A 20,198-nucleotide genomic window follows, 5' to 3' on the forward strand; every position below is an offset into this window, starting at 1 on the left:
GCCCGGACACCGGACATCGAGGGAGAGGGTCGTGGCGCCCGGGGCGCGCGGCTCACGGGGCCGACGGCCACCAGCGGTTCGCATCCCGTAGCGCCGGCAGGAGCTGCGCGCCCGGTCCCGCCTCCATCGCCCGCTGGAGCTCCTCCGGCGTGCTCCGCCGCCCGTCGAGCCACTCCCCGCCGTCCCACCGCACGCTGCCGTGGCGGAGGCGGAAGCGCAGCAGGAGCGGAGGGCTGAGGAGGGCGTACTCACTCGGCTCCTCCCGGTCGTACTGCATGGACAGCGCGCGGGGGTTGCCCGGCTCGCGCAGGAGCGACACGCCGTCCGAGTACTGCGAGGGTGGAGGCGACATGCCCGCCGCGTCCAGGAGCGTGGGCATCACGTCCACGTGATGCGTGAGCTGCTCGAGCCTGCGCGGCGCCTGGCCGGGGATGGAGAGCACCAGCGGGACGTGGAGCTGGGCCCGGGACAGGAGCGAGGTGTGGCTGAAGCGCCCGTCCTCCCAGAACGACTCCCCGTGGTCTCCCGTCACCGCGATGATGGTGCGCTCCTCCAGCCCGCTCTCGCGCAACCGGGCGAGCAGCTCCCCCAGCAGTGCGTCCACCCGATGGAGGGCGTTGCGGTAGCGGTTGAGGAGCTCGGGCCGCCGCTCGACGAGCCCCGGGTCGGAGAGCGCCACGTCAGCGCCCGCGCTCGGCCGGAACACCTCCGCGTCCGCGGGCACCTCGTAGGGGAAGTGGGTGCCGTTGAAGAAGAGGAAGGCGAAGAAGGGCTCGGGCCGCGAGACGAGGAACTGCTTCGCCTCGTCCACCATGCCGCGGTCCTGATTCGGGAAGCCCCAGTGCCTCCCGAGCGCGAGCTCCCGCCGCAGCACGTGACGGTCCAGCCCGAACCAGGTGGGCGCGACCGAGCTGGTGGCCGTCACCCGGTAGCCCGCGCGCTCGAGCAGGGCGTAGGGGACGGGAGGCCGGCGCGCGTCGGTCATCGGCCCCCACGCGCGCGGCGACAGGCCGCTGAGCAGCGAGAAGAGTCCCAGGTGGGTGCAGTTCGAGGAGGAGTAGTGCTGCTCGGCCCACCAGGAGCGGCGCGCGAGCGCGGACAGGTGGGGCATGGTCTCCGGGTCCACCTGCTCCGGCCGCAGGCTCTCGATGCCCACCAGGAGGATGTTGTAGCGGGGTGCCCCCTCCGGCGGCCGCCACGCGTCGAGCTCCGGGGCCGGGTAGCGGAAGGCGCTGGGGCGGCGCTGCGCCTCCCGGTCCACCGCTGCGTCCCGGCCATAGGCTCCCTTCCACCCGAGCACGGCCTCCACCGCGTCCGCGGGAAACTGGAAGGTCACCCAGCTGGCGAGCGGAAAGAGCGTCGCCGGGTCCGAGCGCTCCGTGTACACCCCCACCGCCGCGGCGGCGGAGACCCCGCGCTCGGCGAGCGCCACCACCGTGGCCACGAGCGCGAGCCTCCGGGCCCAGGCGCTCAGCGCGGAGGCGTGCGCGGTGCGGGACAACCACCCGGCGGCGGCCGCGAGGGCACAGGCCGCCGCCAGGGCCCCCGCTCCGAGCAGCAGCGCCTGCATGCGGGCGGTGGGCGGCAGGCCAATCTGCGCGAGCGCGTCCGGCTGTCGCAGCGCCTGGAGCGTCTGGCCGTCGAGGTGCAGGCGGGTGAGATGGAAGAGCGGACGGTCCAGGAGCAGCAGCCACAGCTCGCCCCAGGAGAGCGCCGCGGACACCCCCAGCGCGCCCCACCCGGGCAGGAGCGGCCGCGCCACGAGCCCGACGAGCAGGACGCTGAGCCCCAGCAGCAGCCCCAGGGTGACGGGGACTGCCTTCACCGCGAGCGCCACCGGCCAGGGCAGTCCCGCGAGGTCCGCGTAGCCCAGGTAACCCCAGAGCAGGGCCCCGCCCGCCAGCGCGTGGAGCACGGCGAGCACGGCCAGCGCGGGCGCGCCGCCGCCGCGCCACCTCAGTCCCATTCATGCCCCATGTTGTCGTCCGTCACCGGCACCGCGCCGTCCGTCCGGCGCAACATCAGGGGACGTGCCTCCAACGACCGGGAGACCCGGGCCTCGAGCGCGTCGAGCGCCCGGGCGTCATCCTCGCGCCCGGTCTCGAACACCGGGACGCCATCGATGCGCATCCGCAGCATCGCCGCGCGCCACCGCTCCAGGTCCACCTGGATGGGTGCGTCCGAGACGGCGAGGAAGTGCGCCACCGCGACCGAGTGGGGGAACACGTCCGTCGCCGTGCGCTGGGCCCGGTGCGACGCCGTGGTGTTGAAGAAGTAGACGCCGCCGGGCGCGAGGTGGCCCTTCACCAGCTCGTTGAACTCGCGTGAGAGCACGTGCGCGGAGCCGCTGATCCAATGCACCATGGTGTTCGACACGATGAGGTCGAAGCGCGCGTCGGGATGGGTCGTCAGCCAGCGCCGCCCGTCGTCGAACTCCATGCGCACCTTGGGGTTGTGCGCCAGCGAGGCGACCTGCGGGTAGTGCGCCAGCAGGTCCCGGTACCCGGGATTGATTTCCACCACCGTGACTTCCTCGACTCCCGGCAGGTTCGCGACCACCTGCGCCCAGGAGCCGGAGCTCAGGCCAATCATCAGCACGCGGCGCGGCGCGGGGTGGAGCGCGGAGAGCGCGTACGCGCGGAAGATGAGGTTCTTGTCCGTGCCCCGGGGGTCGGTGTTGAACACGCCGTCGTAGGTGCCCCCACCGTAGATGGTGCCGTCGGGGGCCACGGTGATGACGCCGCTGCGGTTCTCCACCACGTGCGTGAAGCGGAAGCCCGGCTCCGTCTTCGCATGGAACTGCACCCGCTCGTAGAGCCGGTCGAAGAGGACCGGCCCCGCCGCGAGCAGCCCGCCGCCTCCCACCGCCACCGCGACCAGGGCCCCCGCCAGCTGGCGGCGTGTGAGGCCACAGCCCGCGAGCAGGAGCGCCGCCCCCACCAGGCTGCCGCCCAGCAGCACCGCGGAGATTCCCGCCGTGGAGAGCACGTCCATCAGCCAGAAGCCGGTCAGGAGGCTGCCGGCCGCCGAGCCCACGATGTTGGCCACGTAGAGGTACGAGACGCGCGCGCCCGCCCGGGTGTCCGCGGGGACGCCGAAGTGCGCCACCAGGGGGAAGAGCGCGCCGAGGAAGACGGTGAGCAGCCCCATCCACGGCGCGGGCGAGCCCTCGGAGAAGGTGCACGCGGCCGCGAACCCGGGGATGGACAGGTAGGCCACCCCGTTGGCGAAGACGAAGAAGGCCGTCACCAGTCGCAGCGGGCGGGTGCCGGTGGGGCCCGTGTCGCGGCAGAGCACCTGGCTCCACAGGGAGCCCAGCGCGAGCCCCAGCAGGTACGTCCCCAGAAGGAGCGGGAAGCTCGAGGCCAGCGCTCCGTTGGCCACGCCGTAGACGCGGAACCAGAGCAGCTCGTAGGAGAGCGAGACGAACCCGGAGAAGGCGGCCACCGCCAGGGCGACGAACAGTTTCATGCCCGCCCCCGCCGCAGGAGGAGCGAGACGAGCAGGGCCACGCCCAGGTTGAGCCCCGCGGCGAGTTGCACCGTGCCCGCCTGGCCCAGGTGGCTCATGACGAAGAAGGTCGCGGCGAAGGAGGCCGCGGCCGAGCCCAGCGTGTTGACGAAGTAGAGCGCCCCCACCGACCGCCCCACGTTGCCCCAGAGCCGCACCGCGAACGCCACCAGCACCGGCAGCGTCGCGCCCATCAGCGTCGTGGGCACCAGCACGAGCAGGAGCGACACCCCCCCCGTCCCCAGGGTGCCCATGCCCAGCGTGAGCGCCCCCACCTTCTCGATGAGGGACAGGGACACCAGCCCGAAGAGCCCGATGGCGGCCTCGACGAGGCAGAAGGCCAGGAGCGCCGGGCGCCGCGGGTCTCGCGAGTACACGCCCCCCAGCAGGCTCCCCGCGCCGAGTCCCACCATGAATGCGGTGACGATGACGGTGACCGACTCGACGTTGGTTCCGTAGTGCGTGAAGAGCGCCCGCTGCCACACCGTCTGGTAGAGCAGCGCGGAGAAGCCGGAGGCGAAGAAGACCGGCGCCACCCACCGGAGTGGGAGCACGCCGGCCGCGGACCGTGGCTCGGCGAGAGGGTCCATGGCGGGGGATTCTGGGACGAGCGGCTCGGGTGCGGACAAGGTGGCCCGCATCCTACGTCCTCTCTCCCTGCCCGATGCGTCCCGTGACAGGCCCGGGCCGCCTGTCGGCCCGCACCACCAGCAGGCGTGAAGCACCCGCACGGCCCCGGGCGCTTGCTGCCGCAGCTCGAGGAGACGTCACCGGGGACGACCGCCCCTCACGTGGCGAGCGACAGTTCTCGTCAGTCACGCTGACCAATTTTGTCAGCCCTGCATTCCCGATTCGTGAGCCCCGGCTCTCGTTCCACGGAAATCAGCCACTTGGGCATGTTGATCCTACTGGCATGGCGAGTGCTATTGTCCGCGGCGGGCGCAGTGCCCTTGCCAAAACCTCCCCGAGGACCCCCAATGCGCGTCTCCCGCTTCAACCCCCGCAACCGTGGCTTCACGCTCATCGAGCTCATGATCGTGGTCGCCATCATCGGCATCCTGGCCGCCATCGCCATCCCGAACTTCCTCAAGTTCCAGGCGCGCTCCAAGCAGTCCGAGGCGAAGACCAACCTCAAGGCCCTGTACACCGCGCAGAAGTCGTTCTTCTCCGAGAAGGACCGCTACTCGATGTTCGCCAACGAGCTCGGCTTCGCGCCCGAGCGCGGCAACCGCTACGGCTACATCGTCGGCACGGGCGGTGCGAACGAGGATCGCGCCACCGCCACCATCAACAACCCCGCTGGCCAGGGCGTGTCGAGCATCTCCTTCGACGTGTTCCGCTTCAAGGGCGCCACCGCGGTTCCGGCCCCCTCCGTGGCCAACTACATCCCGGACACCACGGGCCGCACCACGGCCTTCGGCGTGCAGCCGGACGTGGCGACCTGCCCCAACTGCAACTTCTTCGCGGGTGCCCAGGGCAACGCGGACAACGAGGCCACGTTCGATGACTGGGTCATCGCCGGCTTCGAGGGTCACGGCCAGGTGACGGGCTGCTCCGAAGAGGGCAACGTCTCCTCCGGCACCCCGTACAACACGCGCAACGACGTCGCCTGCGACTGATATGGAATGAACGGTGGCCCGACCACTGTTCTTCGGGCCGCTCTCCTTCCGGGGGGCGGCCCTTCGCCTTTTCAGAGTTCCAGGATGCTCATGCGGATTGTCGTGCTGTGCCTGGCTGTCTGTTCTGTCGCCCTCATGGCGGACAAGCCGGCCAAGCCCTTGAGAACGAAGGACGGCCCCATCCTGCCTCGGAGGGAGATGCTCGAGGTGCTGGGGGCCGCGCAGAAGCCGCTGCTGGCGGACTTCTATTGGCTGCAGGCCATCCAGCAGATGGGCCGCGCCAATACGGACACCGAGTACCGCGACATCTTCTTCTACGCGGACCTGGCGACCGACCTCGACCCGAAGTTCCGCTACGTCTACGAGTGGGGAGGCGTCGCCACGCCCTTCAACCTGGGGCGCGAGCAGTGGGTGAACACGGATTTGTCCTCCCGGCTGCTCAGCAAGGGGTTGTCCGTGTTCCCGGACGACCGCCGTTTCCTGTTCCAGCTCGCGTACAACAAGATGACGTACGAACGGGACTACAAGGGCGCGGCGGACCTGCTCACGAAACTCTCGAAGTTCCCGGACACGCCCCCCTATGTGGCCCATCTCGCCACGCGCCTGTACGCCCAGGCCGGCAGCTTCGACTCCGGCCTGCACATGGCGGAGATGCTGCGCGACAGCGCCGAGGACGAGGAGTCGCGGGCCTTCTATGAGCACCGCATCAAGGAAATCCTCCGTGAGCGGGTGCTCACGGAGATTGACCGGGCCATCGAGTCCTTCGAGAAGGACCGCGGCCAGCGCCCGCGCACCGTGCCGGAGTTGGTGCGCACCGGCTATCTGAAGGCCCCACCCGAAGACCCGCTGGAGGGCCAGTTCTTCATCGACCGGCGGGGGCGCGCGCGCTCCACGTCGGGCCTGTACAGGTTGGAGATGTACGACGACACCAAGAAGAAGGAACTGCAGGAAGACCTTGCCGCCGGTGGCATCGTGTTCGGCGAGTCGGAGGATGCGCGATGACGGCGGCTTCGATGATGACGGCTCCGGCGGAGCCCCTCGTGTCCGAGGGCAGCGCGCCGGTGCGCATCCGCGGCCTGTCCAAGACGTACCGGGTGGGCTTCTTCCTCAACAAGCAGGTGAAGGCACTGCAGGGCCTGGACCTGGACATCATGCCGGGGCAGGTCTATGGGTTGCTCGGTCCCAACGGGGCGGGCAAGTCCACCACCATCAAGCTCCTCATGGGCCTGGTGCGCGCGTCCCAGGGGCAGGCGCTGCTCTTCGGTGAGTCCCCGGACCGCCCGCACGTGCGGCGGCAGGTGGGCTTCCTGCCGGAGAACCCCTCGCTCTACGAGTACCTCACCGGGCGCGAGTTCGTGACGCTGGCGGGGCGCATCTTCGGCTTGAGCGGGCATGACCTGGACCAGCGCGTGGAGCGCGTGCTGGGCGAGGTGGGCATGGGGCGCGCGTCGGACCTGCAGATCCGCCGCTACTCCAAGGGCATGGTGCAGCGCACGGCGCTGGCCCAGGCCCTCATCAGCGGGCCCCGCCTGCTGGTGCTGGACGAGCCCACCTCCGGCCTGGACCCGCTGGGCCGCCGGCAGATGCGCGACATCATCCTCGCCGAGCGCGAGAAGGGGACGACCATCCTCTTCTGCACGCACATCATCTCGGACGTGGAGGCCCTGTGCGACCGGGTGGCGGTGCTGGTGGGAGGGCGGCGGGTGCAGGAGGGCAGCGTGCAGGAGCTCGTCTCGGCACGGGCGCCCTCGGTGGAGATGGTGGTGCAGGGACTGGCGCTGGAGCAGCTCCAGGCGCTGGGCTTCGTGTATGAGCAGGCCCAGCAACTGGACGGCCGGGTGATGCTGCGGGTGCCGGACGCGGATGCGCACCCCCTGCTCCAGGCCATCATCAACCGGGGCGGACGCATCAACCGGGTGCAGCCCGCGCGTTTCTCACTGGAGGACCTCTTCCTGGAAGCGATGAAGCAGGCGGGTGGACAGACCGTGGGTGGGGAGATTCAGTGATGGGTGCTTTTACCGCCATGGCGTGGAACGGCTTCCGCGAGGCGCGGCGCAACCGGGTGACGGTGCTCGTGGGCGCCTTCGCGCTGGTGCTGCTGTTCGCCACCACGTTGGTGACCGAGGTCACCGTCAGCACGTTCGACCGCGTGGTGACGGACTTCGGCCTGGGGGTGATGAGCCTGCTGCTCGTCTTCCTCTCCATCTACCTGTCGTCGGGGCTGCTCAGCCGCGAAATCGAGCGGCGCACCATCTTCCTGATGGTGTCCAAGCCCATGTCCCGCAGTCGCTTCCTGCTGGCGCGGCTGGCGGGCAACATGCTCACCCTGGGCGTGCTGCTGGTGGCCATGACGCTGCTGTTCTGGCTGCAGCTCGTGCTGAACATGGCGCCCATCACCCAGCCGCAGCTGGCCGCGTTGTGGGGGCTGTACCTGGAGCTGTTCGTGCTCACCAGTGCCGGCTTCCTGCTGTCCACCTTCGCCAGCCAGCTGGTGTCCGCGCTGGTGTCGACGGGCCTGTACTTCGCGGGCCACCTGAGCGCGGACATCTACAACCTGGGCACGAGGTCCAAGAGCGAGTTCGTCGCGTGGATCTGCAAGGCGACCTACTACGCCCTGCCCAACCTGGAGCGGTTGAACTTCCGGCCGCGCGCCACGTACGTGATTCCGGTGGTGGCGTCCGAGCTCGCCACGGCCACGCTCTATGCGCTGGGCTGGGGCGCGCTGTTCTGCGTGCTGGCCACGCTCGTGTTCGAGCGGCGCGACTTCCGCTGAGCGCGCTGTAGAATCGCGGCCACGCGATGCCGACCCTCCCATCAGGCTGGATTGAGCCCATCTTCACCCTCTTCCTCCTGGTTCTCGGGCTGTGCATCGGCAGCTTCCTCAACGTCGTCATCGCGCGAGTCCCGGAGGGCCTGAGCATCGTCCGGCCGGGCTCGCGCTGCCCGAAGTGTGGCCACGTCCTCGCCTGGTACGAAAACATCCCGCTGGTGTCCTGGCTGGCCTTGAGGGCGCGCTGCCGCGGGTGCGCCACCCCCATCTCCGCGCGCTACCCGCTGGTGGAGCTGCTCACGGGGCTGCTCTACTTCGCGTGCCTGCGCCGCTTCGGCTGGACGTATGAGCTGGTCCCCGCGCTGGTGCTCGTCACGCTGCTGGTGCCGCTCACCTTCATCGACCTGGACCACTGGATTCTCCCGCTGTCCATGACGGTGTCGGGCACCCTCGCGGGCGTGGCGCTCGCGGTGCCAGGGGGCATGGGGGCCTTCTGGGACGCGGTGATTGGCGCGGCGGCGGGCTTCCTGGCCTTCCGGCTGATGGAGTACGTGGGCTGGAAGGTCTTCAAGAAGGAGGCGCTCGGCGCGGGGGACAAGTACCTCGTCGCCATGCTGGGCGCGTTCCTGTCCTGGCGCGCGCTGCTCGGCATCCTCCTCTTCGCCTCGATGCAGGGCGCGGTGGTGGGCATCCTGATGCTGGCCCTGACGGGCCGGGCCGGGCCGCGCGGGGAGGAGACGCCGGCCACCAAGTCCCCTGGTGACGCGCCGTCCGCGGATGAGGCGTCCGCAGACGGGCCCCCGCTCACGATGACCTGGGACTTCACCCGGTCCGGACTTCCCCTGTGGAAGCGGCTGCTGCTGGTGCCGTTCTGCCTGCTGTTCCAGCCCATTCCCGACGCGCCGCTGGACGAGGAGGGACAGGAGGAGGACTGGGTGCCGGACCGCACCAGCATTCCCTTCGGCCCGTGGCTGGCGCTGGCGGGGCTGGAATTGCTGCTGCTGGGCCCCTGGCTGGCGCGGGTGCTGCCCCCGGACATCGCGATGATGCTGGGCGGCGGATGAAGTGGCGCATCGCCAGTGTGGCCTTCCTGCTGGGCTCGCTGTCCACGGGGCTCACCTGGCTGTCCGTGCAGCCGCTCCTGATCCGGTTGATGGACGCGGTGCGCCGGCTGGCGCCGCACGGCAGCGCGGATGCGGAGGCGCTGGGGCGGGTGAAGGCCCTCCTGCCGCTGGCGCTCGGGCTGGACCTGGTGGTGCTCACGGTGCTGGCGTACGTGGTGCTGGACCTGACGGTGGGCCGCCCGCTGCGCAGCACGGAGGCGGTGGTGGAGCAGTTCGGCCGGCTGGAGCTGGACCCGCACCTGGTGCCCACCCAGGGCGGCCCGCTGATGTCGCGCATCCAGCGGGCGTTGCAGCGCATGGCGGAGGCGCTGCGCACGGAGCAGTCCCTCACGCGCTCGCAGATGGCCTCCCTGCGCGAGGCCAATGCCCGGCTGGCGCGCGTGCAGACGGAGCTGGTGTCCTCGGAGCGGCTGGCCACGGTGGGCCGGCTGGCCGCGGGCGTGGCGCACGAGGTGGGCAACCCGCTGTCGGGCATCCTGGGCTACGTGGCGCTGGCCCGGATGAAGGCCACCACGCCGGAGCTGAAGGACTTCCTGGAGCGCATCGACCACGAGGTGCAGCGCATCGACCGCATCATCCGCGGGCTGCTGGACCTGGGACGTCCCGGGGCGGCTTCGATGGGGCCGGTGGAGCTGGGCCCGGTGGTGGAGACGTGCGTGAGGCTGGTGCGCGCCGCGCCGGAGCTGGTCGGCGTGCACGTGGAGCTGGGGCTGGAGCCGGGGCTGCTCGCCCGGGCGGACCCGGGGCCGCTGTCCCAGATCATCATCAACCTGCTGCTCAACGCCGCGCAGGCCATGGGAGGGCAGGGGAGGGTGCGCGTGCGCACGCACCGCGAGGGGGACGAGGCGCGGCTGGTGGTGGAGGACACGGGGCCGGGCATCCCCGAGGACGTCATGCCCCACCTGTTCGAGCCCTTCTTCACCACCAAGGGCCGGGAGGGCACCGGGCTGGGACTTGCGGTATCGCTGCGCCTCGCGCAGGTGATGGGCGGGCGGCTGCTGGCGGAGAATGCCGCGGGAGGCGGCGCCCGCTTCACCGTGTCCCTGCCCGCCCCGTGAGGAGAAAAGGGCCCCCCTACCGGCCAGGAGCTATCGGCCCCTGGCGCGCTGGGGGATGATGTTCCGGAGACGGCCATGTCCTTGTTCCGCACCATCCTCGTCGCCGACGACGAGCCCTCCATCCGCCACATCCTCACGCTGGTGCTCACCGACCGCGGCTATGACGTGCGCGCGGTGGCGGACGGCGACGAGGCCCTGCGCGAGCTGGCCGCGCGCGACTACGACGTGTTGCTGTGCGACGTGCGGATGCCGAAGAAGGACGGCCTCACCGTGCTGCGCGAGGCGCTCGCCCTGCATCCGGGCCTCACCGCCGTGGTGATGAGCGCCTACGGCTCGCAGGAGCAGGCGCTGGAGGCCGTCTCCGCCGGCGCGTTCGACTACGTCCAGAAGCCCTTCAAGCCGGAGGAAATCGTCTTCGTCCTCCGCAAGGCGGAGGAGCGCGAGCGGCTGGTGCGGGAGAACCGCCGTCTGAAGGAGGCCAGCCTCCCTTCCGCGCCGGACGGCCACATCCTCGGAGGGAGCGCCGCGCTGCATGCGGTGCTCCGGCAGGTGGCGCGCCTGGCCCCGGTGGACACCACGGTGCTCATCAGCGGGGAGAGCGGCACCGGCAAGGAGCTCATCGCCCGCGAGCTGCACTCGCGCAGCCGCCGCGCCGCCATGGCCTTCGTCGCCGTCAACTGCGGCGCCATCGCCTCCGGCCTCATCGAGAGCGAGCTGTTCGGCCACGCCAAGGGCGCCTTCACCGACGCGCGCTCCGCGAAGCGTGGCCTCTTCGCCGAGGCCGACGGCGGCACCCTCTTCCTGGACGAGGTGGGCGAGCTGCCGCTGTCCGCCCAGGTGAAGCTGCTGCGCGTGCTCCAGGAGGGGGAAATCCGTCCGGTGGGGGAGAGCCGGGTGGAGAAGGTGGACGTGCGCGTGGTGGCCGCCACGCTGAGGGACCTGGGCAAGCAGGTGGAGAAGGGCGAGTTCCGCGAGGACCTCTACTACCGCCTCAACGTCGTGAATCTCCGGATGCCGCCCTTGCGCGAGCGCCGCGAGGACGTGCCGCTGCTGGCGCGCGCGTTCATCTCCCGCTTCAACCGCGAGCTGAACCGCGAGCCGCCCGTCGAGGGGCTCTCCCCGGAGGCCGAGGCCCTCCTGGCCGCATACGCCTGGCCCGGCAACGTGCGCGAGCTGGAGAACGCCATGGAGCGCGCCGTGTTGCTGGCGGACACACCCCTCATCCTTCCGTCCAATCTGCCCGACAAGCTGTGGGCCGCGCCCCCACCCGGACCCACGGGAGTGGCGTCGGGGCCCGCGGGTGCGCCGGCGGGCGCCGCGCTACAGGCAGGTACGGACCTGTCGCTCAAGCGCGCCATCCGGGACCTGGAGGAGTCCTACATCCGGGCGGCCCTGCGCAAGACGAAGGGCAACCGCACCCGGGCCTCGGAGCTGCTGGACATCAGCCACCGCGCGCTGCTGTACAAAATCAAGGAGTACGGCATCGACCCGGATGCCGAGGCGGAGCGGGGCTGACGGGCCTGGCGCGGCCGCGCCCCGGACACCGCCTGCCTGCCTGCATTTGACGGAACACGCCCGGGGCCGGAAAATCGGGCCTTCGCGACGGTGTTGAGGGGCCCGACGCAGGACTGGTGCGCGGCTTCCGTCCGTCCGGAGGGCAGGCGGGCTCCAGGCACTTTTTAGGAGGGGTTGACGGCCAGTGTTACGCTGACCGCCTCTCGACGGAGTCAAGCATGGCGAAGGGCAAACTGGCACTCGGCCTGGACATCGGTTCGACGTCCATCAAGATGATTCTCCTCAAGGAGCAGCGCAAGCGCGGCGAGGTCGTCTTCGCGTTGCAGAGCTTCGGGATGAAGCCGCTGCCGCCGGAGGCCATCGTCGACGGGGCACTGATGAACTCCACGGCCATCGTCCAGGCCGTGCAGGAACTGATGTCCGAGCTGAAGGTGAAGGGCAAGGACGTCGCCATCGGCGTGTCCGGCCACTCGGTCATCATCAAGAAGATTCAAATGCCCCGCATGTCCCAGGACGAGCTCGAGGAGAGCATCCAGTGGGAGGCGGAGCAGTACATCCCGTTCGATGTGAAGGACGTGAACATCGACACGCAGATCCTCGACGGCGGCGGCAACGACGCCACCGGGCAGATGGACGTGCTGCTGGTGGCCGCCAAGAAGGACATGATCAACGACTACACCACCGTGGTCTCCGAGGCGGGCCTCGCGCCGGTGGTGGTGGACGTGGACGCCTTCGCCGTCCAGAACATGTTCTCCGTCAACTACGACCTCCCGGAGAAGGAGACCGTGGTGCTCATCAACGCGGGCGCCTCGGTGGTGAACATCAACATCATCGCCAACGGCGTGACGGTGTTCACCCGCGACGTCACCATCGGTGGCAACCAGTTCACCGAAGAAATCCAGAAGCAGCTCAACGTCTCCTACGAGGAGGCGGAAGCGCTGAAGATTGGCGGCAACAGCTCGGACGCGGACGCCGTGGTGCCCCAGGAAGTCGAGCGCGTGCTCTCCAGCGTCGCCGAGCAGGTGGCGGGTGAAATCCAGCGCTCGCTGGACTTCTACGCGGGCACCGCCGCCGACTCGAATTTCAGCAAGGTGTACCTGTCGGGCGGGACGGCGAAGATTCCCGCGCTGTTCAAGACCATCGAAGCGCGCACTGGCGTGCCGGTGGAGATCCTCAATCCCTTCCGCAAGATTGAAGTGGACAACCGCAAGTTCGACCCCGCGTTCATCATGGACGTGGCGCCCATGGCGGCGGTGGCCGTGGGATTGGCGCTGAGGCGCCCGGGCGACAAGATTGCCTGACCGGTCCACCCCTTAGGAGACGACGCACATGATGATTCGCATCAACCTGCTGCCCGTCCGGGCGGTGAAGAAGCGGGAGATGGGCCGGCAGGTGCTGGTCCTCTTCGCCCTCGTGCTGGTCGGCGCGGGCGTTGGCAATTACTTCTGGTACGCGGACCGCGACGACGAGCTCACGCGCCACCGCCAGGGCATCGCCCAGACGCGCGCGAAGATCGCCGAGCTGGAGAAGGTCATTGGCGAGGTGAAGAACATCAACGCCCGCAAGGCCGAGGTGGAGAAGAAGCTGGCCGTGCTGGACTCGCTGCGCAAGGGGCGCAACGGGCCGGTGCGCATGCTGGACGCGCTCGCGTCCGCCACCCCGAAGAAGGTCTGGCTGAGGACCTTCAACGAATCCAACAACTCGGTCGCCATCGACGGCGCCGCGGTGAGCCACGACGAGGTCGCCGAGTTCATGCGCGGCCTCAATGGCGTGGTGTGGACCCCGAAGGGCATGGGCCGCCTCGTCGACCAGCGCCGCGACAGCAAGACGGCGCGCGTCGAGCTGCTCACGGCCGAAGCCACCATCGAGGAGTTCCCGGCGACCCAGGTCACTCCCTTCTTCAAGAACATCGACCTGACCAGCGCGGTCCAGGCCAAGGCGGCGCAGACCCAGCCCGGCGCGCCCGCCCTGGTCGACTTCAAGATCACGCTGCAGGCCAACTACGCCATCTGAGGCCTACGCCATGGACAAGTACCTGGATCAATTCGCCAAGGCGCCCCCTGCCACCAAGTTCGGCGGCCTGGCTGTCGCAGTGATTCTGATGACCGTCGCCAACTTCTTCATGGCCGTCTCGCCCACCGAGGACGCCATCAAGATTGAAATCTCCCAGCGCCGCACGCTGGACCTGGAGCTGGCGGAGAAGAGCGAGATTGCCCAGAACCTCAACGACCGCCGGCGCGAGATGGACGTGCTGGAGCAGAAGCTCGCCGAGGCCCTGACGGAGCTGCCCGAGAAGAAGGACATCGAGGAGCTGCTCGCGCAGATCAACGACATCGGCAAGAAGAGCGGGCTGGAGATCTCCAGCGTGACGCCGGACAAGGAGTTCGTGGGCAGTGGTGAGTTCTTCGCCCGCATCCCCCTGAAGATGACGGTCAGCGGCAACTACCACGAGATCGCCCTCTTCCTTCAGGAGATGGCGAACATGCGCCGCATCGTCAACGTCAACAACATCAAGCTCGATTCGCCGGCGCTCAAGAACGAGAAGGTCGTCCTCCAGAGCAGCTTCCTGGCCACGACGTTCCGCTTCGTCGAGCAGCCCAAGAACGGGTCTCAGAAGAACTAGAAACTTGATCCGCCCGGAAAGTAGGGCGACAAGGGGATTGAGGATGAAGACGTTCAAGGCCACCATGACCACCGCGGCGCTGGCGCTTTCGCTGGCGGCATGCGACGACGCGCCGCCGCCGGCTCCGGCAGCGGCCAGTCCCGCTGCCGCGGCTGCTGCTCCGGCCAAGGCGGCACCCGTCGCGGTGGCGGAGCCCGCGGCGGTCCCGTACGTGTACACGTACAACCCGGTGGGCAAGCGAGACCCGTTCCGCAGCCCGGTGGATGAAATCGGGCCCATCACGCCCAGCCCGGTGACCTCGTGCAACGAGCCACTGTGCGCCTTCGACCTGGACCAGCTCAAGCTGGTGGCGGTCGTGACGGGTGACGCCAACCCCATCGCCATGGTCGAGGACCCGGTGGGTCGCGGCCACATCGTGCGGCGCAACACCCGCGTGGGGCGCCAGGGCGGGAAGGTGACGCAGATCCTCCGTGACTCGGTGACGGTGACCGAGGTGTTCTCGGGCAATGGCGAAATCATCAAGAATCCGGTGACGCTGCAGCTCAAGCCCGACGATAAGCAGGACCCCGCCTACAACATGATGACGGGCAAGAACTACGGGGAGTAGCGCCCCCAAAGGCGCTCCCGCGGGCGGTCGCCCGCTTCCAACTTGTTGAGGGGACGCATGCTCGAGAAGAGCGCTGTGACGAGGGGCAAGTGGATGTTGGCGGCCGCGTGGGCCGTCATTCTTGTGGGCGCCAGGGTACAGGGCGCCGAGCTCAATACGCTGCGCGACCTGGATGTGTCGCGCACGGGTTCCGGGGCCCAGGTCGTGGTCACCGGCACCCGTCCGCCGACCTTCACCGTGTTCCGCCTGAGCGGACCGGAGCGGTTGGTGGTGGACCTCTCGTCGGCTGACGCCACGGGCATCAAGGGCCACCACGAGGGCTCCGGCCCGGTGGCGGGCGTGGTGGCGTCGCAGTTCTCGGACGAGCGCGCGAGCGTCGGCCGGGTGCTGCTGGCGCTGGACAAGGCGTCCCAGTACGACGTCCGCGCCGACGGCAACCGCATCGTCATCTCCGTGGACGGTGTCGCCCAGCCGGCTCCCGCCGAGGCGAAGCGCGCCGGGCCCGAGGCCGTCAAGGCACCCGTGGCCGTCGCGGCCGCGCCCACTCAGGCGAAGCGCGCCGAGCCCGAGGCCGTCGCCGTCAAGGCCCCGGTGGCCGTGGCCATGGCGGCTCCCGCCGTCGTGAAGCCCCCCGAGCCCGCCGCCCAGGCGCCGGCCGCCGTGGTGGCCGAGGCCGTGAAGCCCGAGGCGCCCGCCGCGAAGCAGGCCCTGCCGGAGAACGTGGTGGCGGCCGAGGCCGATGAGCGCGAGGTCGCCCACCCGGCGCAGCGCATCACCGGCCTGACCTTCGCCGACGACACCCTGCGCATCCGCGCGGACGGCGACATCGCCCGCTACGAGGTGCTGGAGCTGGCGGATCCGGCGCGGCTCGCGGTGGACCTGTACGGTGTGGGCCTCGCGGCCCGTGCCCCCCGCGTGAGCGGCGGCGCCCTGAAGGACGTGCGCGTGGGTGCGCACTCGGACAAGGTGCGCCTGGTGCTGGACGTGCGCGGCGCCATGCCGGCCTACCGCGTGGACCGGGCCTCCCGGGGCCTCGAGGTGGTGCTGGGCGGTGCGGTGGCGCGCAAGGCGGCGCCCACGCCGGAGCCCACGGAGGTGATGGCCTCGGTGACCGAGGTGGAGCCCCTGCGCTCCACCCCCGAGCCGACGGCGGCGCCCGCCACGACGGCGGCGGTCGAGGTGAAGGACCTCTCCTTCGAGGAGAGCGGCGCGGGTGGCCGCGTGGTGATGAAGCTGTCCGGCACGGCGGCGTGGAAGGTGGACCGGCCGGACCCGCGCAGCGCGGTGCTGACGCTGGACAACGCGCGCCTGCCGAAGAAGCTCGAGCGCAGCCTGGACACCAGCGCGCTGGAGACGCCGGTGAAGATGGTCAGCGCCTTCAGCGTGCCGGGTGAGGGCCGCCGGGTGCGCGTGGTGGTGGCCGCGGACGGCGCCATCGAAGAGAAGGTGACGCAGAACGGCGGCACGCTGTCCTGGCGCCTGGACGTGCAGGGCGTGAAGACGGAGCAGGTGGCCGTGGCGCCGCGCACCGCGGGCTTCACCGCCGAGGCGCCCGCCTACGCCGCCGAGGGCGCGCCGCAGCAGGCCCGCTACCGCGGCAAGCGCGTCTCCTTCGAGTTCAAGGACATCGACATCCAGAACCTCCTGCGCGTCATCGCGGAGATCTCCAAGCGCAACGTGGTGCTCGCGGATGACGTGAGCGGCAAGGTCACCATCCGGCTGCGCAATGTGCCCTGGGACCAGGCGCTGGACCTCATCCTGCGCACGAAGCAGCTGGGCAAGGAGGAGTTCGGCAACATCATCCGCATCGCCCCGCTGAAGACGCTGGAGGAGGAGGCCCGGCTGCGCCAGGAGCGCAAGAAGTCGCTCCAGCAGTTGGAGGAGCTGCTGGTGAACCTCATCCCCGTCAACTACGCGGTTGCCAACGACATGGCCTCGCGCGTGAAGGACGTGCTCAGCGAGCGCGGCTCGGTGACGGTGGACCCGCGCACCAACGTGCTCATCGTCAAGGACGTCCGCTCGAACACGGAGAAGGCCCGCGCGCTGGTGCGCAGCCTGGACACGCAGACGCCGCAGGTGCTCATCGAGAGCCGCATCGTGGAGGCCAACACCACCTTCAGCCGTCAGCTGGGCGTGCAGTGGGGTGGCCAGGCGCTCGCGACCGCGGCGGCCGGCAACTCCACCGGCCTCATCTTCCCCAACTCGGTGGCCGTCACCGGTGGCTCGCCGGGCATCGGCGGAAACGGCCTGCCGGCGACGCCGAACTTCGCGGTCAACCTGCCGGCCTCGGTGGGTGAGGGTGCCGGTGGCGCGCTGGGCTTCGTGTTCGGCTCCGCGGGCGGTGCGCTGCAGCTCAACCTGCGCCTGTCCGCAGCGGAGAACGAGGGCACGGTGAAGACCATCTCCGCGCCCAAGGTGACGACGCTGGACAACAACACCGCGCGCATCAGCCAGGGTGTGTCCATCCCGTTCAGCCAGACGTCCGCCCAGGGTGTGAACACCACCTTCGTGGAGGCCCGCCTGTCGCTCGAGGTGACGCCGCACATCACCCAGGACGGCAGCATCCTGATGTCCATCAACGCCTCCAACAACCAGCCGGACCCGGGCAGCACCGGCGCCAACGGTCAGCCTTCCATCCAGCGCAAGGAGGCGAACACGCAGGTGCTGGTCAAGGACGGTGACACCACCGTCATTGGCGGCATCTATGTCCGCCGCGGCAGCACCGCCACCTCGCGGGTGCCGTTCCTGTCGAGCATCCCGGTGCTGGGCCTGCTGTTCAAGAACCACACGGAGCGGGATGACCGGCAGGAGCTGCTCATCTTCATCACGCCCCGCATCCTCAACCGGCAGACCATTGCGCAGAGCCTCTAAGGGCTTGTGCGACCTCTCCAGGAAAGCGTTCGCCCTATGAAGATGAAGCACTCGGTCATCTCGGCCCTGCTGGCGCTTGGCATGAGCGCCTGTGTCGAAAGCACGCCCTCCCTCCAGATTGGGAGCGCCTCCGCGCAGGCGGAGGATTGCACCATCTCGACGACGACTACCGGACCCGGGCTCCTCCGGGGCACCGTCAATCTGGGCTTCGAGGGTGTGGGGGGCTACCCGCTGGTGCTGGCCGTCACCTCCAATCTGCAGAGCATCCCCATTCAAGTGGGGGAGCAGCCGGTGGGCTCCGACGTGGACCTCAACACCATCTACATCACCGAGCTGGCGCTGAGCTATTCGTCGCCGACGGAGGGGCTGCGCTTCACCGAATCGAGCTCCAGCGTCCCCATCTACGGAACGCTGTCCGACAAGGGCAGCCTGCTGATCAACCTGTTCACGGCGGAGACCTTCCTGGACCTGGTGGGCTTCGTGGTGCCGGGTAAGTCCGCTGAAGTCCTCGTCACCGTGCAGCTCAAGGGTGAGCGCGCCTCGGGCGACGAGCTGGACTCCAACGAAATCGTCTTCCCCATCACCGTCTACAACATCCCCGAGGACGACCTCGCGACCTCCCTCTGCGGGACCGGCGGGAAGTTCGAGGCGCCGACCGAAGCGTGCGATCAGCGCGGGCTGAACGGCGTCGTGCCCGCGTGCCAACCGGCGGCCCCCTGAGTCGTCGCGCTTGACCGTCCGTCGCCCGCCTCCTAAGAGCCCAAGACCATGTCCTTCCGCACGCACCTCGAGTCGGTGGTCAACCAGGTGGATGGAGCCCTCGCCTGCAGCGTGATGGGCTTCGACGGCATCTCCGTCGACACCTTCCAGCGGGACGAGGCCGCGGAGCTGGACCTGGGCGGCGCCTGGGTGGAGTACGCCAACCTCCTCACCCAGCTCCGTCACGCCGCGGAAGTGTTGAAGACGGGCGCGGTGAGCGAGGTCAGCGTCAACAGCGAGAAGGTGCTGACCGTGATGCGGCTGGTGTCACCGGAGTACTTCCTGGTGCTCGCCCTGCGCGCGGACGGCAACTTCGGCAAGGGCCGCTACGTGCTGCGTGTGACGGCCCCCAAGGTGCGCGCCGAGCTCTAGCCGCGCGCCCTGTCAGGCAGTCGTCCGGACGACAGAACCGGTCGCTCCTTTCCCCTTCCCATGGAAGGGGGGCATGGGCTACACACCCCCGACTTTTCAAGCTTTCGAAGCTTTGAGTGTGAAGGAGTGGCTCCCCATGGCCGGGTTTGTCGATACGTCCGAGTTCCGCAATGGTCTGAAGATCGAAATTGACGGTGAGCCGTTCGTAATCGAGTACTTCCAGCACGTGAAGCCCGGCAAGGGCTCCGCCTTCGTGCGCACCAAGATTCGCAGCCTCCTCTCCGGGCGCGTCCTGGAGCCCACCCTCAAGTCCGGCGACAAGGTGGGCGTGCCGGACATCGAGGAGAAGGACATGCAGTTCCTGTATGTCCAGGGCGAGGACTTCTACTTCATGGACACGCGCAACTACGAGCAGACCTTCCTCGGTGAGAAGGTGCTCGGAGATGCCAAGAACTTCCTGAAGGAGAACATCACCGTCGGGGTGGTCTTCTGGAACGGCAAGGCCATCGCCGTGAACATGCCCAACTCGGTGGACCTGAAGGTCACCGAGTGCGACCCGGGCGTGCGGGGTGACACGGTGTCCGGCGCGCTCAAGCCCGCCAAGCTGGAGACGGGCTACACCGTCAGCGTCCCGCTCTTCATCAACGAGGGCGACGTGCTCAAGATCGACACGCGTGACGGCAAGTACCTGACGCGCGTGGCCACCGGCGGTTAGCACGGCGACTTCGGACGGAGGGGAACGCGAGAATGGCAACGAAGCGCAAGTCGACCCGGGCGGACGCGCCCGCGAGCGCGCCGGTCGGTGGCGCGCGCGATTCAGGCAACACGTCCCTGGACGTGGATGCCCTGCGGCAGATCGTCGAAATCCTCGAGGCCTCGGACGTGACGAGGCTGGTGTGGAAGCGCGGCGAGGAGAAGCTCTTCATCCGCCGCGGTCACGCGCCGGAGACCACCATCGTCCACCACGCGGCGCCGGCTCCGGCTCCCGCGGGGCCGGGCGTGGAGTACACCACCCCCACTGCCTCCCGGCCCACGGCGCCCGCGCCGGCTCCCGCCGCGGCGGCAGCTCCCGCGCCGGCCGCGGAGAAGCCCGGCCACCAGGTGACGAGCCCCTTCGTGGGCACGTTCTACCGGACGCCGGCGCCCGACCAGCCCGCCTTCGTCGACGTGGGCTCGGTGGTGAAGAAGGGCCAGGTGCTCTGCATCATCGAAGCGATGAAGCTGATGAACGAAATCGAGTCCGAGGTGTCCGGCCGCGTGGCGGAAATCCTCGTGGAGAACGGCCGCCCGGTGGAGTTCGGCCAGGCGCTGTTCCGTATCGAGCCGGCCTGAGCGCCTGGCGTGCCGCTCTCGCGTCCTGCGCGAGCGGC

The 20,198-nt window shown here is 69.5% G+C and carries 19 protein-coding genes; 16 read left to right on the forward strand and 3 right to left on the reverse strand.

All coding sequences use genetic code 11. The features are described 5' to 3' along the window. Positions 1-52: 52 nt before the first annotated feature. The 3 genes from OV427_RS33405 to OV427_RS33415 are packed head-to-tail and all read right to left on the reverse strand — an operon-like array spanning position 53 to position 4,100. Entirely contained in the window at positions 53-1,966 is a 1,914-nt protein-coding gene (locus OV427_RS33405; RefSeq protein ID WP_267860265.1) for a sulfatase, read from the reverse strand. After that, the gene (locus OV427_RS33410; RefSeq protein ID WP_267860266.1) at positions 1,957-3,471 is read right to left on the reverse strand and encodes a fused MFS/spermidine synthase; all 1,515 of its coding nucleotides are present in this window, start codon (positions 3,469-3,471) and stop codon (positions 1,957-1,959) included. The genes OV427_RS33405 and OV427_RS33410 overlap by 10 nt, the downstream gene beginning before the upstream one ends. Then, on the reverse strand, positions 3,468-4,100 hold the full coding sequence (locus OV427_RS33415; protein WP_267860267.1) for a fused MFS/spermidine synthase: 633 nt from the start codon (positions 4,098-4,100) through the stop codon (positions 3,468-3,470). The genes OV427_RS33410 and OV427_RS33415 overlap by 4 nt, the downstream gene beginning before the upstream one ends. A 387-nt stretch (positions 4,101-4,487) precedes the next feature. Here OV427_RS33415 and pilA point away from each other — a divergent pair, with 387 nt between their 5' ends. The 16 genes from pilA (at position 4,488) to accB (ending at position 20,160) form a co-directional block, all read left to right on the forward strand. Further along, positions 4,488-5,129 carry a type IV pilin protein PilA gene (pilA, locus tag OV427_RS33420; RefSeq protein WP_267860268.1) on the forward strand — a complete coding sequence of 214 codons (642 nt, stop codon included), beginning with the start codon at positions 4,488-4,490 and terminating at the stop codon, positions 5,127-5,129. Positions 5,130-5,213: 84 nt separating this feature from the next. Then, complete coding sequence (locus tag OV427_RS33425) at positions 5,214-6,131, forward strand: ABC transporter (protein WP_267860269.1); 918 nt, start codon at positions 5,214-5,216, stop codon at positions 6,129-6,131. Further along, complete coding sequence (locus OV427_RS33430) at positions 6,128-7,135, forward strand: ABC transporter ATP-binding protein (RefSeq protein WP_267860270.1); 1,008 nt, start codon at positions 6,128-6,130, stop codon at positions 7,133-7,135. Before OV427_RS33425 ends, OV427_RS33430 begins: the two co-directional genes overlap by 4 nt. Beyond that, entirely contained in the window at positions 7,135-7,902 is a 768-nt protein-coding gene (locus OV427_RS33435; RefSeq protein WP_267860271.1) for an ABC transporter permease, read from the forward strand. The genes OV427_RS33430 and OV427_RS33435 overlap by 1 nt, the downstream gene beginning before the upstream one ends. A 26-nt stretch (positions 7,903-7,928) precedes the next feature. Further along, positions 7,929-8,963, forward strand: a complete 1,035-nt coding sequence (locus tag OV427_RS33440) for a prepilin peptidase (protein WP_267860272.1) — start codon at positions 7,929-7,931, stop codon at positions 8,961-8,963. Next, positions 8,960-10,081 (forward strand): sensor histidine kinase, encoded by a 1,122-nt coding sequence (locus tag OV427_RS33445; protein WP_267860273.1) that lies wholly within the window; start codon positions 8,960-8,962, stop codon positions 10,079-10,081. The genes OV427_RS33440 and OV427_RS33445 overlap by 4 nt, the downstream gene beginning before the upstream one ends. A 75-nt stretch (positions 10,082-10,156) precedes the next feature. Further along, positions 10,157-11,596, forward strand: a complete 1,440-nt coding sequence (locus OV427_RS33450) for a sigma-54-dependent transcriptional regulator (protein WP_267860274.1) — start codon at positions 10,157-10,159, stop codon at positions 11,594-11,596. 218 nt (positions 11,597-11,814) lie between these two features. Continuing rightward, the gene (gene pilM / locus OV427_RS33455) at positions 11,815-12,897 is read left to right on the forward strand and encodes a type IV pilus assembly protein PilM (RefSeq protein WP_205519632.1); all 1,083 of its coding nucleotides are present in this window, start codon (positions 11,815-11,817) and stop codon (positions 12,895-12,897) included. A 28-nt stretch (positions 12,898-12,925) separates the two neighbouring features. Beyond that, positions 12,926-13,609 carry a PilN domain-containing protein gene (locus tag OV427_RS33460; protein ID WP_267860275.1) on the forward strand — a complete coding sequence of 228 codons (684 nt, stop codon included), beginning with the start codon at positions 12,926-12,928 and terminating at the stop codon, positions 13,607-13,609. A 10-nt stretch (positions 13,610-13,619) separates the two neighbouring features. Further along, positions 13,620-14,219, forward strand: coding sequence for a type 4a pilus biogenesis protein PilO (locus OV427_RS33465; protein WP_267860276.1), 600 nt, complete (start codon positions 13,620-13,622; stop codon positions 14,217-14,219). Positions 14,220-14,262: 43 nt separating this feature from the next. After that, positions 14,263-14,826 (forward strand): pilus assembly protein PilP, encoded by a 564-nt coding sequence (locus OV427_RS33470; RefSeq protein ID WP_267860277.1) that lies wholly within the window; start codon positions 14,263-14,265, stop codon positions 14,824-14,826. Positions 14,827-14,883: 57 nt separating this feature from the next. Then, positions 14,884-17,697 (forward strand): type IV pilus secretin PilQ, encoded by a 2,814-nt coding sequence (gene pilQ / locus OV427_RS33475; protein ID WP_267860278.1) that lies wholly within the window; start codon positions 14,884-14,886, stop codon positions 17,695-17,697. Between the two features lie 36 nt (positions 17,698-17,733). Continuing rightward, positions 17,734-18,417 carry a hypothetical protein gene (locus OV427_RS33480; protein WP_267860279.1) on the forward strand — a complete coding sequence of 228 codons (684 nt, stop codon included), beginning with the start codon at positions 17,734-17,736 and terminating at the stop codon, positions 18,415-18,417. A gap of 48 nt (positions 18,418-18,465) precedes the next feature. Continuing rightward, positions 18,466-18,828, forward strand: coding sequence for a roadblock/LC7 domain-containing protein (locus OV427_RS33485; protein WP_163995358.1), 363 nt, complete (start codon positions 18,466-18,468; stop codon positions 18,826-18,828). A 136-nt stretch (positions 18,829-18,964) separates the two neighbouring features. Further along, on the forward strand, positions 18,965-19,543 hold the full coding sequence (gene efp / locus OV427_RS33490) for an elongation factor P (protein ID WP_163995357.1): 579 nt from the start codon (positions 18,965-18,967) through the stop codon (positions 19,541-19,543). 32 nt (positions 19,544-19,575) lie between these two features. Further along, positions 19,576-20,160, forward strand: coding sequence for an acetyl-CoA carboxylase biotin carboxyl carrier protein (accB, locus tag OV427_RS33495; protein WP_267860280.1), 585 nt, complete (start codon positions 19,576-19,578; stop codon positions 20,158-20,160). Positions 20,161-20,198 lie beyond the last annotated feature (38 nt).

It is taken from the genome of Pyxidicoccus sp. MSG2, assembly GCF_026626705.1.
Classification (GTDB): domain Bacteria; phylum Myxococcota; class Myxococcia; order Myxococcales; family Myxococcaceae; genus Myxococcus.